Origin of the sequence: Aporhodopirellula aestuarii (assembly GCF_023701485.1) — a bacterium.
GTDB classification, from domain to species: Bacteria; Planctomycetota; Planctomycetia; order Pirellulales; family Pirellulaceae; genus Rhodopirellula; species Rhodopirellula aestuarii.
This window is the reverse complement of sequence record NZ_JAMQBK010000060.1, coordinates 176,694-189,587: the sequence shown is the minus strand read 5'-3', so window position 1 is coordinate 189,587 and position 12,894 is coordinate 176,694. Positions and strand designations below refer to the sequence as shown.

At 56.1% G+C, this 12,894-nt stretch carries 14 protein-coding genes; 10 read left to right on the top strand and 4 right to left on the bottom strand.

What is annotated here, in order from left to right:
• Nucleotides 1-164: 164 nt before the first annotated feature.
• The gene (locus tag NB063_RS21370; protein WP_250930812.1) at nt 165-1,490 is read right to left on the bottom strand and encodes a glycosyltransferase family 4 protein; all 1,326 of its coding nucleotides are present in this window, start codon (nt 1,488-1,490) and stop codon (nt 165-167) included.
• 81 nt (nt 1,491-1,571) lie between these two features.
• Here NB063_RS21370 and NB063_RS21365 point away from each other — a divergent pair, with 81 nt between their 5' ends.
• Nucleotides 1,572-2,681, top strand: a complete 1,110-nt coding sequence (locus tag NB063_RS21365) for a pyridoxal phosphate-dependent aminotransferase (RefSeq protein ID WP_250930810.1) — start codon at nt 1,572-1,574, stop codon at nt 2,679-2,681.
• A 27-nt stretch (nt 2,682-2,708) separates the two neighbouring features.
• On the opposite strand, the gene NB063_RS21360 is transcribed toward NB063_RS21365, so the two are convergent.
• Nucleotides 2,709-3,959, bottom strand: coding sequence for a DUF1559 domain-containing protein (locus NB063_RS21360; protein WP_250930808.1), 1,251 nt, complete (start codon nt 3,957-3,959; stop codon nt 2,709-2,711).
• 83 nt (nt 3,960-4,042) lie between these two features.
• Between NB063_RS21360 and NB063_RS21355 the strand changes: the two genes are divergently transcribed.
• The 9 genes from NB063_RS21355 (at nt 4,043) to NB063_RS21315 (ending at nt 11,509) form a co-directional block, all read left to right on the top strand.
• Nucleotides 4,043-5,215 carry a GspE/PulE family protein gene (locus tag NB063_RS21355; RefSeq protein WP_250930806.1) on the top strand — a complete coding sequence of 391 codons (1,173 nt, stop codon included), beginning with the start codon at nt 4,043-4,045 and terminating at the stop codon, nt 5,213-5,215.
• Nucleotides 5,212-6,255, top strand: a complete 1,044-nt coding sequence (locus tag NB063_RS21350) for a type II secretion system F family protein (protein ID WP_250930803.1) — start codon at nt 5,212-5,214, stop codon at nt 6,253-6,255. The genes NB063_RS21355 and NB063_RS21350 overlap by 4 nt, the downstream gene beginning before the upstream one ends.
• The gene (locus NB063_RS21345) at nt 6,252-7,061 is read left to right on the top strand and encodes a type II secretion system F family protein (RefSeq protein ID WP_250930801.1); all 810 of its coding nucleotides are present in this window, start codon (nt 6,252-6,254) and stop codon (nt 7,059-7,061) included. The genes NB063_RS21350 and NB063_RS21345 overlap by 4 nt, the downstream gene beginning before the upstream one ends.
• Nucleotides 7,062-7,063: 2 nt before the next feature.
• Entirely contained in the window at nt 7,064-8,344 is a 1,281-nt protein-coding gene (locus NB063_RS21340; RefSeq protein WP_250930799.1) for a type II secretion system F family protein, read from the top strand.
• Between the two features lie 18 nt (nt 8,345-8,362).
• Nucleotides 8,363-8,743 carry an acyltransferase gene (locus NB063_RS21335; protein WP_250930797.1) on the top strand — a complete coding sequence of 127 codons (381 nt, stop codon included), beginning with the start codon at nt 8,363-8,365 and terminating at the stop codon, nt 8,741-8,743.
• Entirely contained in the window at nt 8,740-9,234 is a 495-nt protein-coding gene (locus NB063_RS21330; protein ID WP_250930795.1) for a prepilin-type N-terminal cleavage/methylation domain-containing protein, read from the top strand. Before NB063_RS21335 ends, NB063_RS21330 begins: the two co-directional genes overlap by 4 nt.
• Entirely contained in the window at nt 9,231-9,614 is a 384-nt protein-coding gene (locus tag NB063_RS21325) for a hypothetical protein (RefSeq protein WP_250930793.1), read from the top strand. The genes NB063_RS21330 and NB063_RS21325 overlap by 4 nt, the downstream gene beginning before the upstream one ends.
• Before the next feature lie 141 nt (nt 9,615-9,755).
• On the top strand, nt 9,756-10,601 hold the full coding sequence (locus NB063_RS21320; RefSeq protein ID WP_250930792.1) for a DUF1559 domain-containing protein: 846 nt from the start codon (nt 9,756-9,758) through the stop codon (nt 10,599-10,601).
• A 5-nt stretch (nt 10,602-10,606) separates the two neighbouring features.
• The gene (locus NB063_RS21315) at nt 10,607-11,509 is read left to right on the top strand and encodes a hypothetical protein (RefSeq protein WP_250930790.1); all 903 of its coding nucleotides are present in this window, start codon (nt 10,607-10,609) and stop codon (nt 11,507-11,509) included.
• Here NB063_RS21315 and NB063_RS21310 read toward each other — a convergent pair.
• Together NB063_RS21310 and NB063_RS21305 are read right to left on the bottom strand one after the other, a co-directional pair.
• Nucleotides 11,427-11,807 carry a hypothetical protein gene (locus NB063_RS21310; RefSeq protein WP_250930788.1) on the bottom strand — a complete coding sequence of 127 codons (381 nt, stop codon included), beginning with the start codon at nt 11,805-11,807 and terminating at the stop codon, nt 11,427-11,429. The genes NB063_RS21315 and NB063_RS21310 overlap by 83 nt on opposite strands.
• Before the next feature lie 258 nt (nt 11,808-12,065).
• Nucleotides 12,066-12,881, bottom strand: a complete 816-nt coding sequence (locus NB063_RS21305) for an Fpg/Nei family DNA glycosylase (protein WP_250930787.1) — start codon at nt 12,879-12,881, stop codon at nt 12,066-12,068.
• Nucleotides 12,882-12,894 lie beyond the last annotated feature (13 nt).

Genomic DNA, 12,894 nt, shown 5'->3' with positions numbered 1-12,894 from the left:
GAAGCAGGACTGTAACCTGCTGGCGGCAACAACCGCCGAGAACCCATTAAGCTCAAATTAGGAACCGAATGTTACCATTGTGTTACGTCGGCGGTCCGTAGTTCGAAAATTTCTCACCCCGCACGCTTCCTCGCCAACCGGTTGAGGAGAGTCGGCCGCGTATCTCACCCGCCACAGGTCGCACGCATCCGTATCGCCGCCGCCTCAATGCTGTGATTTTGCTCGAGCAGATTTTTGGAAATCGATCGGAAGTTCTTTAATCGCTCACTGTCTTTGCTGAGTTCGACAATTTGGCGAGCGAGGGCATCAATGTTGCCCGGCGGAAAACACTCCCCTCCTTGCGTCGCGGCGACCAACTCGACAAACGCACCGTGAGCGGGTTGCAAGACCGGCACCCCGGAAGCCATCGCCTCGAGCAAAAATAAGCCCTTGGGATCTTCGTATGGCGTCGGGACGCTGAGCAGATCAAATGTTTGCATCAGGGATACCTTTTCGGCGAGCGAAGGGCTGCCGTGATAATGAAATCGATCCGACAAACCCGCCGCCCCGATCTTAGACATGATCTTATCGAGGTACGATCGATGATGCTCGCCCAACCACCCCGCCGCATGCAAGGTGATGTGTGAGTTCGCCGAATCTCGCGACAACCGTTCGAACGCGTCGGCGAGTACATGCAAACCTTTCTCGGGTGCAATTCGGGCGAAGTAGCCGACGCGAAACTCGCCGGGCGTTTTGTCGTGCGGAAGTTCGCTTCGTCCCGTGCCGGCTGGCTCCGTCGCGGATGCGTTGACACGAAACGGTGTGAGGTCAATCGAGAGCGGATGAATATCAAATTTCGATTCGGGGATATCAAACAGACCGCTCATCTTGTCGCGGTAAAAACGGCTGTAGGTGACAAACGTATCGACATCTGTGGCCAATCCTTTGCAGAGTTCAATCGCTTCGGCGCGAACGCTTTCGGGTAGTTGGTCGAGGAAGAGATCGTCGCCTTGTAGAACGACGACGATCTTGGCGTCAGGTAGTCGATCGGCGACCACGGGGATCATTCCGCCAATGAGCAGATTGCTGAAGATAATCGCGTCGGGACGAATCTCTGTTTCAAGCCACTGGACCAATCGTTCGATCTCGCTCGCCTGCCGTCCATGAGATCCGCGGAGCATCGACAGGGTCAGGTCGCCGAGTTTTGCCGGATCGGTGCCGACGGCACGCCGCGTCGCGGCGGAAATGATGCCCGGTCGATCCATCCATGACCTCATGAAACGGGGCACCCATCGCATCAGTGGAACCTGTTGCAGGAGGTATACCTGGATCCCGCCGAGGAAGACCTGATCCGACGCGATATCAACTTCATCGGTGCGGATCGGGGTGTAGACGGGTTGCAACAGGACGTCGTCACCGAGCGTACGCATCGCCTTGGCGAGCGAATTGTCGTGCATGCAACTGCCGCAGTACATTCCGGCGGCACCGGCGGTGAGATAGACGATTTTCAAATCAGATCACTGTTCAAAGGGGCAACAACGTCGATACTAGGGCTTTCCAATCCGTTTCACCCACTATACATCGACGTCATCATGCACCCATGGATCGCCGACCGAACGGCCTCCTTCGACAGCAGCGGGATCCGCCGCGTCTTTGACCTTGCCGCGAAACTCAAGGATCCCATCAACCTGTCGATCGGTCAGCCCGATTTTGACGTCCCCGACGAAATCAAAGAGGCGACGATCGAGGCGATCCGGTCGGGTCGCAACGCGTACTCCCCGACCCAGGGAATCGCCCCGCTGCGGGAAGCGATTTTGGCGGAGGTGAACGCCAAATATCCCGGGCAAGATCGCGACGTTTTCATCAGCAGCGGCACCAGCGGCGGTCTCGTCCTTTCGATGCTGTCGATGGTGAATCCGGGCGACGAAGTGATCTTTCTCGACCCGTACTTCGTCATGTACCCGGCTCTGGTCCGGTTGTGCGGTGGCGTTCCCGTGATGGTCGATTCGTATCCTGATTTCAGGCTCGACCCCGAAAAGATCGAAGCCGCCATCACTCCCAAGACCAAAATGATCTTGGTCAACAGCCCCGCCAACCCGACCGGCGTGACGGCTACGGAAGCCGATTTGAAAGCGGTCGCCGAAATCGCCGCCAAGCACAACGTGGCACTGCTGTCGGATGAAATTTACAGCCGTTTTTTCTACGACGGCGAGTTTTATTCCCCCGCTTCGGACAACCCCGACGCGATCGTGATCGATGGATTTAGCAAGTCGCACGCGATGACTGGATGGCGGGTCGGTTATGTGCACGGGCCACGTGAAGTGATCTCGACGATGTTGAAGATCCAACAGTATTCCTTCGTGTGCTCGCCACAACCGGCACAGTGGGGTGCACTGCGTGCGATGGAAGTTTCCATGAAAGCGAACGTTGACGAGTACCGTGCCAAACGTGATTATCTCGTCGATCAATTGTCACCGCACTATGAGTTGACATCGCCCGGAGGCGCGTTCTACCTATTCCCCAAAGCACCCGGAAATCAAGGCGGGGCAGCGTTCGTCGAACGTGCGATCTCGCAAGGATTGCTCATCATCCCCGGCAACATCTTCAGTCGACGCGATTCGCACTTTCGGATCAGTTTTGCCGCTAGCGATGAAACGCTCCGCCGCGGCGCCGAGATGTTGATCAAACTCGCTAAAGAATAGCGAAACGCTCCGGACGGGCCGCTCGTTTTAGAGCTCGACGCCAAAGAGTTCGGCTTGATTGCGGGTCCCCAACGCGCCCCACAATCCAAAAACGCTAGGGCTGCCGGGTGCGAGTTCGGCTTCGCCGCTCAAAGTCACCGTGCCTTTGCTGTCGCCACATTCGATCGAGTCGGTAATGAACTTGATCGAGCCGTCGCCCATCGCGATGTGACCTCCGCCTTGATGACGACTGCTCATCGTCAGCGTTCCGGTGGTCGTTTCGTCACCGCCAAAACAGAGTTCGCGATTCGGTGTTAGGATCGTGTTGAAACCGGTCATCAAAGGATTCGAGTCAGCCCACCGATAGCCACGACCTTGGGCACTGTTTGTCGGCAATTGGATAGACGAACCGCTATTCCAGAACTGGGGACGCATCTCATCAATGTGGCTGCGGCATGTCTCAACGTCATCTAAAACACCTCCGACCCAACCGTTCTGAATTGATGGCACGGTTCGGATGTCGTTGTCACCGAGATGGGTCGCGACTTCACCGAGCATGATCGTTGTTGACAAGCCATCGGTAACATCGTCAAACGTCGTCACCATTCGTGGCACGAACATGCCACGACCGGTCGCCCTCATTTGTGCTTCACCGCTGGGTGACCATTGACCGGCTTCGTACCGCCACAGCCCATCGTCCAAACCTTCGATCGCATCGCCGAGGCAAGCGGCAAAGTTGGTTCGTCCCAACGAGGGCAATCCGATACCCGGATCGGATGGGCAACGATAGACGGAGATCTCATTCGCCCAAGGCTCGTAGGAGCTCATCGAGGGAACCGGTCCCATGGCTGGATAGCGGTGGCTCGGGTCCTCGTAGCCTCCCGAAAACTCGTAGGCATCGAAACCCATCATCATCTCGTCGTAGTTCTCCTCAATGTTCTTATCACCTTCCGGTGGCGGACCAACGTACTCTTCGCTAATCGCCGACCAGATCGGCCCCTGGCTGATGTAAGGCGTTATCGAGACCAAAAAACTCAACCGAAATTGGTTGGTGTTGGTGGGATCGTTGGCGTTGCTGAACGTGCCGGTCCCGTGTGGCGGCAGGTGACCAAACGCGGCATGATACTGGGCAACACCGAGGGCGATTTGCCTGAAATTGTTGCTACAACTCATCCGACGGGCCGCCTCCCGAGCGGCTTGAACGGCAGGCAACAACAACCCGACGAGAACGCCGATAATCCCCACCACAACGAGCAACTCTAGCAGCGTGAATCCGTTACGATGTCGATATCGTTTCATGATGTCCCCGTGTTTTTGAAAACATCAGTTTAGCGATCCCGGGCGTACAGCGGGTTCCCGACGCAAACTTTTCAGAAAGAGTCATGCTGGTCTCCCTTTCTCCAACTCGCCTTCCGCCCTCGGATCCGAACTTTTCCATCGAGATGGTGAAGGACTGCTTGACGGCGGCGATTCAGCGTGGGGCCAGCGATGTGCACATTCAACCGCGTTCCCGGACGTGGGACGTTTCGTTTCGTATCGACGGTGTTTTGCAACCAGTCGATTCATTCGAGCGGAGCGAAGCGAGCGATCCCGTGGCGCGTTTGATGGCGTTGGCGGGTTTGCCGTCCTACCGGGCAGGAGTCCCGCAAGAAGGGCCGCTGAGGTGGCAGGGCGGCGATGGTGAAGAACGCGAGATGCGTGTGGGAATTTTCCCAACCGTTCACGGCAAACGCGCAGCGATCCGGATCATGGACGGCCGTGAATCGATTCGCCACCTCGATCGCCTCGGATTTGATTCCGAAATTCAGAGGCAATTGCAGTCCGTATGTGAATCACGAGACGGATGGTTGTTGGTCGCCGGTCCTGCGGGCAGCGGCAAGACAACGACACTGTACGCGTGTCTGTCACAGATCGCCGCGGGAGAGTTTCGACGCAGCGTTTTGACAATCGAAGACCCGATCGAGTCGGTGATCGATTCGATCAGCCAGAGTCAATTACAAGAAACCAGCGGCCTGACGTTGGCTTCAGCGATGCGGGCCGCCGTGCGACAAGATGCTGAGGTGTTGTTGGTCAGTGAGATCCGCGATGTCGAAACCGCCGAAGCCGTCCTGGCCGCTTCCATGACCGGGCATCTGTGCTTTTCCTCGATCCATGCCGGTTCGATTGGCGCGACGCTGCGACGGCTGGTGCAGATGGAACTACCGACCTTCGCAATACAGAGCGGTCTGCGTGGGGTTCTCTGCCAACGCTTGCTGCGGCGATCATGCACGACGTGTCGGGGCGACGCGAAGACCAACAAGACATCCGGCTGCGATCTATGTCACGGCACCGGATACCTCGGTCGAGTCCCGATCGCACAAATGGTCACGTTCGACGGGACCTCGACCGGACAATCGGTTTTCGACGCATTGATCAGCCATCGTCCTGCACCGGAAATTGATCAAGTCGCATCCCAGTCGGGAATCGAATCGTTGCGTGATCAAGCGAATCGGTTGGTGGATGAAGGACAGACAGACGCGGCTGAAGTGTTTCGCGTGTTGGGGCGAGCATCATGAGCGATACGGCTGATTCGACAACATTGGACAACGAATCGCTCGCGATGCTGCTCGAGGAAATAATCGCGATGGCCGCATCGGGTCGTTCCTTGGTCAGTGGGTTGGCCGATCTCGATGACGGTGCCATGGGAAAAATCGGGAGTGCCGCGAGCCTCGTTCGTACTCGGATCGAAAACGGGGAACCCGCCTCCGCGGCGATTGCCTCTTTGTCGGAAAAGTATCGGGCCCCCATCCGTGTCTCGATGGAAATCATGGCGGAAACGGGGTCGACGCAACCGATCTACGAAACCGTACGTTTGATTCGCGAGGCGAACGAAACCCGCCGTCAGGTTCAACTTTCAGTAGTCAATCCGATGTTTAACGTGGTCGTTGCGGCGACGGTCACGTTCTTTGTCCTACCGTGGATCATGGTGTCGCTTTCCGAAGCCGAACTGATCAAGTCAGCGTTCTCTCCGACGCCCACAGAAATCTGGCAAACGTTCGCGCAGAACTTTTTCATCGCCGGGGCCGCCACCGTTGCCGTCGTCGGATTGTTCGGCGCAATGTTGTACTGGAATTTGAAGCGATCACTCCGCGGCAGTGACGTGTCGCAGAGTTATTCGACGTTTTGCCGGTGGGTGGCGATGCGTGTCGGCCTTCCTCATTCGGCAAACGCCGGCAATACAGAAGCCGGACGAGTGATCGAGACGGCGGCTGAGGTGGCCGGCCCGCAGTTCGCTGAAGCTTGGGCGACCGTTGTTGAAAACATCCGCCGTGGTTCCCAAACGCCTGCTGCATTAGCGATGCCAAAAACCACACCGGAACCCGTCGGACAGTGCGTGATCGACTTAGTGTCGGGACGACGCGACGGTGCATCCATCGCCCTCGACATGTTGCGTCTGAGTGACCTGTACCGGCAAACTTCGCGTCGACGCCGAACATGGTGGATCGACGTGGTACCGCAACGGGTGAGCGCGATCCTGATGATCACGATGATCGTGATCATCCTGCGAGCCATCCTGCAGCCGCTATTCGACGTTGTCAGCGAGGTGGTGAGATGACCCCATCCCGTGTCACTGTCGAAGGCAGTATCGCGCAAGCCGCGGAAGCGGAACTGTGGAAGAACATCCGCGACGAAACACGCAGTCGACTAACGAGGGCGATCACGATCGCATATCTGTATCTGTTGGCATCCTTGATAGTTGGGTCCTATCTAATCAATTCCGTGAAAGAAGTGGGACGTGATGCCGTTTATTTTGTCGGATGGGAACCGACGGAACTTAACGTCAGTTGGATGACGCAATTTGTTTGGAGCTATGGGGTATTAGCACTCCTCGCGACGATCGTCTATGTCCTGACGATACTCTTCATCCACAACAAATTGCCCACCCAACTCGCTCTGACTGTGGGCCGAATGCCTTGGATCGGGTCGACCATGCGGATGGTTTCGATGGGTAGTTTTTGTCAATCGATGTATCAGTCCGTCGCTCGCTCGCAAACCTATGGCGACGCGTTAGCGACCGCATCGGAAGAAGTCAGCGATGCCGCTTTACGAAGGTGGTCTGCGATGTCGGCTCAGCGAATCCGAGGAGGGCAATCGTTGACGAATGTCCTCCAGTTGTGTCCGGTCCGAGACCAGCCGCTGTCCGCAGTGTGCGTGATGGTCGAGAACGCAAGATCCGTCGATGAGTCGGTCCGGGTGTGGCATCACGCGACGATGGAATGCCACAGTATGGCTCAATCGCGTCTGACCCGGGCGACCCAGTTCCTCTCGGTTTCGGGGCTCTTGGTTTCAGTATTTCTCGCTGCGTTTGCAATGTTGACCGCGTCAATGTTCATGTCGGTTGTTTTGGTGGGGCTCACCTAACCATGGAACAAATTCTTCCTGTTCTCTCATTCACGTTTGTGCTCGCGCTGCTGGCGGGAACGTTTCGTTCCATTCGCCTTAACTTGCTGCGCGACCCGGGCACAACGTCACAACGAATTGCCATCATCTTTTTCGAAACGATTGAGTGGCTGCTATGGACATCCTGTCTCATTTCACTCGTCGTTGCCGCACCGCATCCCATCACTATCGTGCTATTGATGATGTTCGCCGCGTCAATCGTCACGGCAGGGCGACTCCGTTATCGTGAGGAAGCGGGCTCGCTGAATCGATGGTTGCAATTGGCTGCCGAAACGGGTACGTCGATCATCCCTGTGGGAGAAAAGTTGGCCGACGGATTCCGTAGCCGAATCGCCAAACAAACAAGAGTGTTTGCGATGCGTCTGAATCGCGGCGAGTCGATCGTGGATGCGGCCCGGCGTTCGCGTTTGCCGCTCGACGCCGACACGCTCGCGGCGTTCCTCGTGCCGACGCCGGAAGTTGTGTCGAACAACGATGCCACACGTCTTTCGCTGCTGCGTGAATCGCGTGAACTGACGCTCCAAGACGAAAACTCGTCCAGGCCAACTTCACTCGTACCGCAACAATTTGTCTATGTCGTCGCGACAGCGTTCTTGGCGTGGTTGATTGCTATCTCGATTCGGACATATCTGACAAAGTTGTTCGACGAAATGTTTGAGCAGTTTTCGATGACATCTTCAATTACGACAGAAACGCTTAATTTCGTCGGCCTGATCGGTAATTTCCTGATCGCATTCATGGCGGTTTGGTTGGCGGTTTCGGTCGCGATTCGCTGGTTGCCGCTCTCGGTGGTGCGGTGGGTTCCTTGGTTCGGCGATCAGGCGGTAACGCGGTGGCGGTGCGACGTTCTCCAAGCGTTAGAACGTGGAATCCGTGTTCAACAACCTGCGAGCCAGATTTTTCACCTCGCCAGCCAATCCGCGCGGGTGCGGTGGGTTAGTCGACGCTGCGATGCGGTTCATCGGTTAGTTGAAAGTGGCACAACACTGCCCACCGCGATGCAAAACGCGAAACTGATCACTCCTCGCGAACGCGTGTGGCTGACCACTGCCGAACGAAACGGCAACCTCGCTGACGCGATCCAACTATTGGTCGGAAACCTCCAACGTCGACAAACGCTATTATGGAAGCTCCGCATGGCATGGTTCGTGCCGGTAGCGACGCTGCTGATCGGAATCTTTGTTTTGGCACACACGATGTACATGTTCTACCTGATGAACACCTTCATCCTCGCATTGTCCTAGGAATCACGAATCGCTCTTATGAATTCTGGGCCTTCTCTTCACCGCCGACGTAGTAATGATGGCTTCTTGCTTTTGGAGATTCTGCTCGCGTTGACGTTTTTGGCTGTCGCGACTGGATTAACCCTCAAGCTGCACCAATCCCGACTCGACTTTGATCGCGTCTCGACGGAACGCCTAGCCGATCAACTCGCGATCGAGAACTTGGCTGAAACATTGTCTGTGGTCCCTTATTCGGAGATCTCTGCTGCCGCCTCGCGTCTTACTGAAGAATCTGATGTGCAATTGGATGTTGAGCCATTCGAATCGGGTTCCGCAAAAGGTCGTCATGTGCTGATTTCGATCGAATCGGCAAGCGGCCCGCTGACGCACCACGTTTGGCGTTTGGAGGCAACACCATGAATCGGGTATTGAATCACGGCATACAAAAAGTTTCGGCGGGATACACGCTGATTGAAGTGCTAGTGGTGCTTTCCCTGGTGAGTTCGCTCATGGGTGGCACGATCGGGTTAATGTCAATCGTGCAAAAGAGTGACAAGACTTCCAAACAGGGTTTTTCGGTTCGACAGGAACTCCGCCGTTTCGCCGATGACGTTCGCCGCGACACGCATTCGGCGAGTGACGTTCAAACCGATCAGACCAGCTTGACACTGTCACGTGAATCATCGACGCAACCAATCGTCTATCGCGTCGAATCGACAACGAGTGTGAGTCGTGTTGTTCTCAATCCGGACGAATCGAGCGTAACACGGGACGAATACGCGATCGGCCGCGACGCCGGAATCCAGATTGAATTGCTGGACAACAACAAACTCGTTCAGTGGACGATCACCGAATCAGACCGTCCAAACGCTCCCATCCGGATCGTCGCGGCAAGGAGGCTCGCACCATGAGTTCCTTTGCGTACCCATCGCAAGTTGGACGCAACCGACGTGGATCGGCTTCATTGGTTCTCGTTTTGATCTTGGCACTACTCGTGGGCACGTTTGCTGCGTCCGTGACAAGCCGTGCATCACATGAACGGCGCAACGAACATCACCACCGTTCGATCGCAACCTTAGAATCGGCGATCGAAGCGGTCGCTCAATCAGGCGAGATGGAAGAAACCGAAATCCGGCTTCCCCTCGGTAGTTCAGAAGCAACCGATGAGACGGGACGGTGGATTGTTGTTGAAACGATCACGCAGCCTGACGAAACTCGGTTGTACCAAGCCACGCTTTACCACAACGGCCAATCCGGCCTTACGGTCCGCAGACCGATGGAGAGAAACTAACAAGTCGCGTTTCCTGCCGTTGCCAGTCGATTCGCTGTTGGAGCGATTGGCTTAGCCAATACCCTTTGTGTCGGATGGCCCGCGAGATCCCCCTCGGTTTAATTGTTCATTTCGATCGTCCTTCTATCTTGATAGATTCTCATGTCTTCTCCTCGACACGCATTCACACTCGTTGAACTCTTGGTCGTGATCGCCATCATCGGAGTCCTGGTCGGTTTGGCGGCCCCGGCGGTGCAGACGATGCGTGAATCGTCGCGTCGTGCGGCGTGTCAAGCTCGCCTAACACCAATCGGAATGGCAATCCAGAGCTATCACGATCGATGGCTGCACTTCCCCGTGGGCACCGTAGCGGAGTCTGGACCGGTGGAAAGCGTTGCGGCGGGCAATCATCACAACTGGCTCGGTCGCCTGCTCGACCTGTTGGATCAATCCGTCATCGCTGCCCACATCGATCGATCGGTGAGTGTCTACGATGAAGCCAACGCGGCGGTTTTAGAACTAAGCTATTCCGGCGTCCAATGTCCTTCGGCGACTCGCAACCAAAGCAACGCGAGCAGTTACGTGGGCCTGCACCATCCGACCGAAAAGTCGATCGACGAAAAGGATCACGGAGTGTTTGTCTTAAACCTTCCAATCAATCGTGACGACATCACCGACGGCTTGTCGAACACCGCGTTCGTATCTGAAAAACTAACCCCCTACGATGATCTAGGCTGGCTCAGCGGAACGCGGGCGACGCTCCGAAACGTCGGTGGAGGGATCGTTGCGTCCGGCGATCCATTTGCATCAGCACCACCGTCGACAGTCGGATCCATCGGCAGTCACCACCCGGCGGGTGTGCACATGCTTTTCGGATCGGGTGAGATTCGATTCGTCGCCAACCAAACCGATCCACGCGTTCTCCAACAGATGGTCGACCGCCGTGACGGGCAATTACCACAGCAATTTCAATCGCTCGAAACGCTGCGTCGTCAAAGCATCCAATGAAGAGCATGCCGCACGACGAAGCTCATCCGGATTGGGTCCTGTTAGGCTGGCTCGCGGTTTGGTCGCTGGTGCTCACGTTCACGATCGGCGGTATCCTCAACGGTCAAACCAGCCGAGGTTTGCCCGATGAAACTCAGTTGACATTGGGACTGGCGTTGGGAGGTTTGTGTGCGGCTTGGATCACGATCGGATCGTGGGTCGCGTTGATCCATTTGCCGAGGCGTGATGATTTGCAGACCCGCAGTGACACGGCGAAACAGCAGATGCGACCGCGGATCGCGGTGGTGCTGGCGTGGTTTGCAAACCTCGTCCTTTTCATTGCGCTGATTCCACAAGAATTCGACATCATTGCCCAGCTCTTGGCCATTGTCGGGCTCGGGATCACCGGCCCCATGATCGCTTGGCAATGGTCGCATCGACGAATCCACCGTGGTGAGCCGCAAACGGCCGGGCGTCAAAGCATCCGTCAAATCCTAGGGATCGCATTCACGATCGCTGTCGCGATGGCCTCGCTCAAACTCTACGAACGTTGCCTCGGCTTATCGGCCTCGGCGACCACATTGCTTGTTTCTGTGGCGATCAGTTGGCTTCTGATGCTAAGGATCATGCTCGGCCGATGGTGGGCATTCATCTTCGCCGTGCTCCCAACCGGTTTCTTCTTCAGGATGGTTGTGCTCTCGCTGATCGATCTACGTAGCCGAGATTCAGAAGCACAAATTTTACGAAGCACGGGCATCCTGGTCGGCTTCTATTTCTTTGCGTTGATTTTCTTATTGCTCATGCGATCGAGCGGACACCGTTGGTTTGGTGAACCAACCGAACCACTCACCAACCGCGATAATAGTGCGTTGTCGAACGATGACGACGCTGCGGCACGTGATGAGGTTGGTGCGTCACCGATTCTTTGAATTCCAATGGACGATGATGCGAGTACCGTCCTGGATAGTGGCTATCAAATTTGTGCTGGGCGCGGAACATCGGGGCGTTGAGCAAGTCCGGTGGCTCAAAGCTGCCGGTCGCATAGGGATCGTAGACGTAACCCATTCCGTAGCCGGCACCGAATCGCGTGTTGTACATGGGAACGCTGTAGCCGTACCCAAAACCTGATCGCGAAAAACCTTGCGACGAGGCACGCGAAACGTCAACGACGAGGAACAGCGCGGCGACGATTGAAAATGCGACGGTGGTAAGCGTGTGACGAGCCAAGGGAATCTCCACGTTCAAGAGCACCGAGTGACTCACGAATCGTGTCACCCCGGAGATCAACGCTAGGTCACACAATCAAACTCATCATCCTTGGTCGCTCAAATGACAAGCCGCAATTGCGATAAAACCCGACGCAAGCCATGCATTCATCACAACCGGCATCCGCGGAAGCTCATCGCGATCCGAACTGAAATTGGGTACAGCGTTTAGATTCTCCGGAATTCCTTATCCCGAGGAATTCTGACGAAATTCACTACGTCATTCAGTTTCCGCTCGGTCGGCACCGTTCATGCCCTGGCAGTTCGGGCACGCGTACAGCTTGCGGGAGGCGATTGGTTCATTCGTGATGGGTCCGCCGCACCGAGGGCACTCGGTTTTTCCGTAGACACGAAACCGTTCCCGATTGTTCAGTTTCGCAAGTGGCTTGCCCGCTTCCCCTGCGGTCACACTGATAATCCGGCCATGTTTGAGGCTGACCTTCATCATCTTGGTGAGCGATTTCCAAAGACTTGCAAACTCTTCCGAAGTCAGATCTTTGCCGGCACAATTGGGATCGATACCGGTTTCGAACAGAATCTCAGCTCGAAGAATATTGCCGATGCCTGCGATAACGGATTGATCCAAGAGCAATCCGCCGATCGGTTTGCCGCTAGTCGAGACATTCGACCAAAAGTCGGCTTTCCTCCCGCCGGCCAACGGATCCGGGCCGAGCTTGTCAACGATCGATGACCGTGTCTCCGAATCAATCACCCTGCACTGAGTTGGACCACGCAAGTCGAGAGTGTACTCCGGTGCCACCATTCGCATCCGCACCTGACCACGCGGGGGTGAGGGCGGCGAAGGCTCGCACACGAAGCTTCCGTAGCGACCCAAATGCACATGCACGATGCGGTCACCTTCGAACCCATAGAAAAGGTGTTTGCCTGCCGCGGTGACCGATTCCAAGATCCGCCCATTCACCTTTTTGGCGTCAGGCGTAAACCGTCCTTGCGGACTGGTGACCTTCAGCATTTCTCCAGCAAACTGGCGTGAATGCTCGGCGGCCAAAAAATGTGTTTTATGGCCTTCAGGCATTCAAACGGGCTCG

What these genes read in the sequence shown, in the direction of transcription:
- NB063_RS21365 (WP_250930810.1), top strand. Translation starts at nt 1,572, where the DNA reads ATGCACCCATGGATCGCCGACCGAACGGCCTCCTTCGACAGCAGCGGG.
- NB063_RS21360 (WP_250930808.1), bottom strand. Translation starts at nt 3,959, where the DNA reads ATGAAACGATATCGACATCGTAACGGATTCACGCTGCTAGAGTTGCTC.
- NB063_RS21355 (WP_250930806.1), top strand. Translation starts at nt 4,043, where the DNA reads ATGCTGGTCTCCCTTTCTCCAACTCGCCTTCCGCCCTCGGATCCGAAC.
- NB063_RS21350 (WP_250930803.1), top strand. Translation starts at nt 5,212, where the DNA reads ATGAGCGATACGGCTGATTCGACAACATTGGACAACGAATCGCTCGCG.
- NB063_RS21345 (WP_250930801.1), top strand. Translation starts at nt 6,252, where the DNA reads ATGACCCCATCCCGTGTCACTGTCGAAGGCAGTATCGCGCAAGCCGCG.
- NB063_RS21340 (WP_250930799.1), top strand. Translation starts at nt 7,064, where the DNA reads ATGGAACAAATTCTTCCTGTTCTCTCATTCACGTTTGTGCTCGCGCTG.
- NB063_RS21335 (WP_250930797.1), top strand. Translation starts at nt 8,363, where the DNA reads ATGAATTCTGGGCCTTCTCTTCACCGCCGACGTAGTAATGATGGCTTC.
- NB063_RS21330 (WP_250930795.1), top strand. Translation starts at nt 8,740, where the DNA reads ATGAATCGGGTATTGAATCACGGCATACAAAAAGTTTCGGCGGGATAC.
- NB063_RS21325 (WP_250930793.1), top strand. Translation starts at nt 9,231, where the DNA reads ATGAGTTCCTTTGCGTACCCATCGCAAGTTGGACGCAACCGACGTGGA.
- NB063_RS21320 (WP_250930792.1), top strand. Translation starts at nt 9,756, where the DNA reads ATGTCTTCTCCTCGACACGCATTCACACTCGTTGAACTCTTGGTCGTG.
- NB063_RS21315 (WP_250930790.1), top strand. Translation starts at nt 10,607, where the DNA reads ATGCCGCACGACGAAGCTCATCCGGATTGGGTCCTGTTAGGCTGGCTC.
- NB063_RS21305 (WP_250930787.1), bottom strand. Translation starts at nt 12,881, where the DNA reads ATGCCTGAAGGCCATAAAACACATTTTTTGGCCGCCGAGCATTCACGC.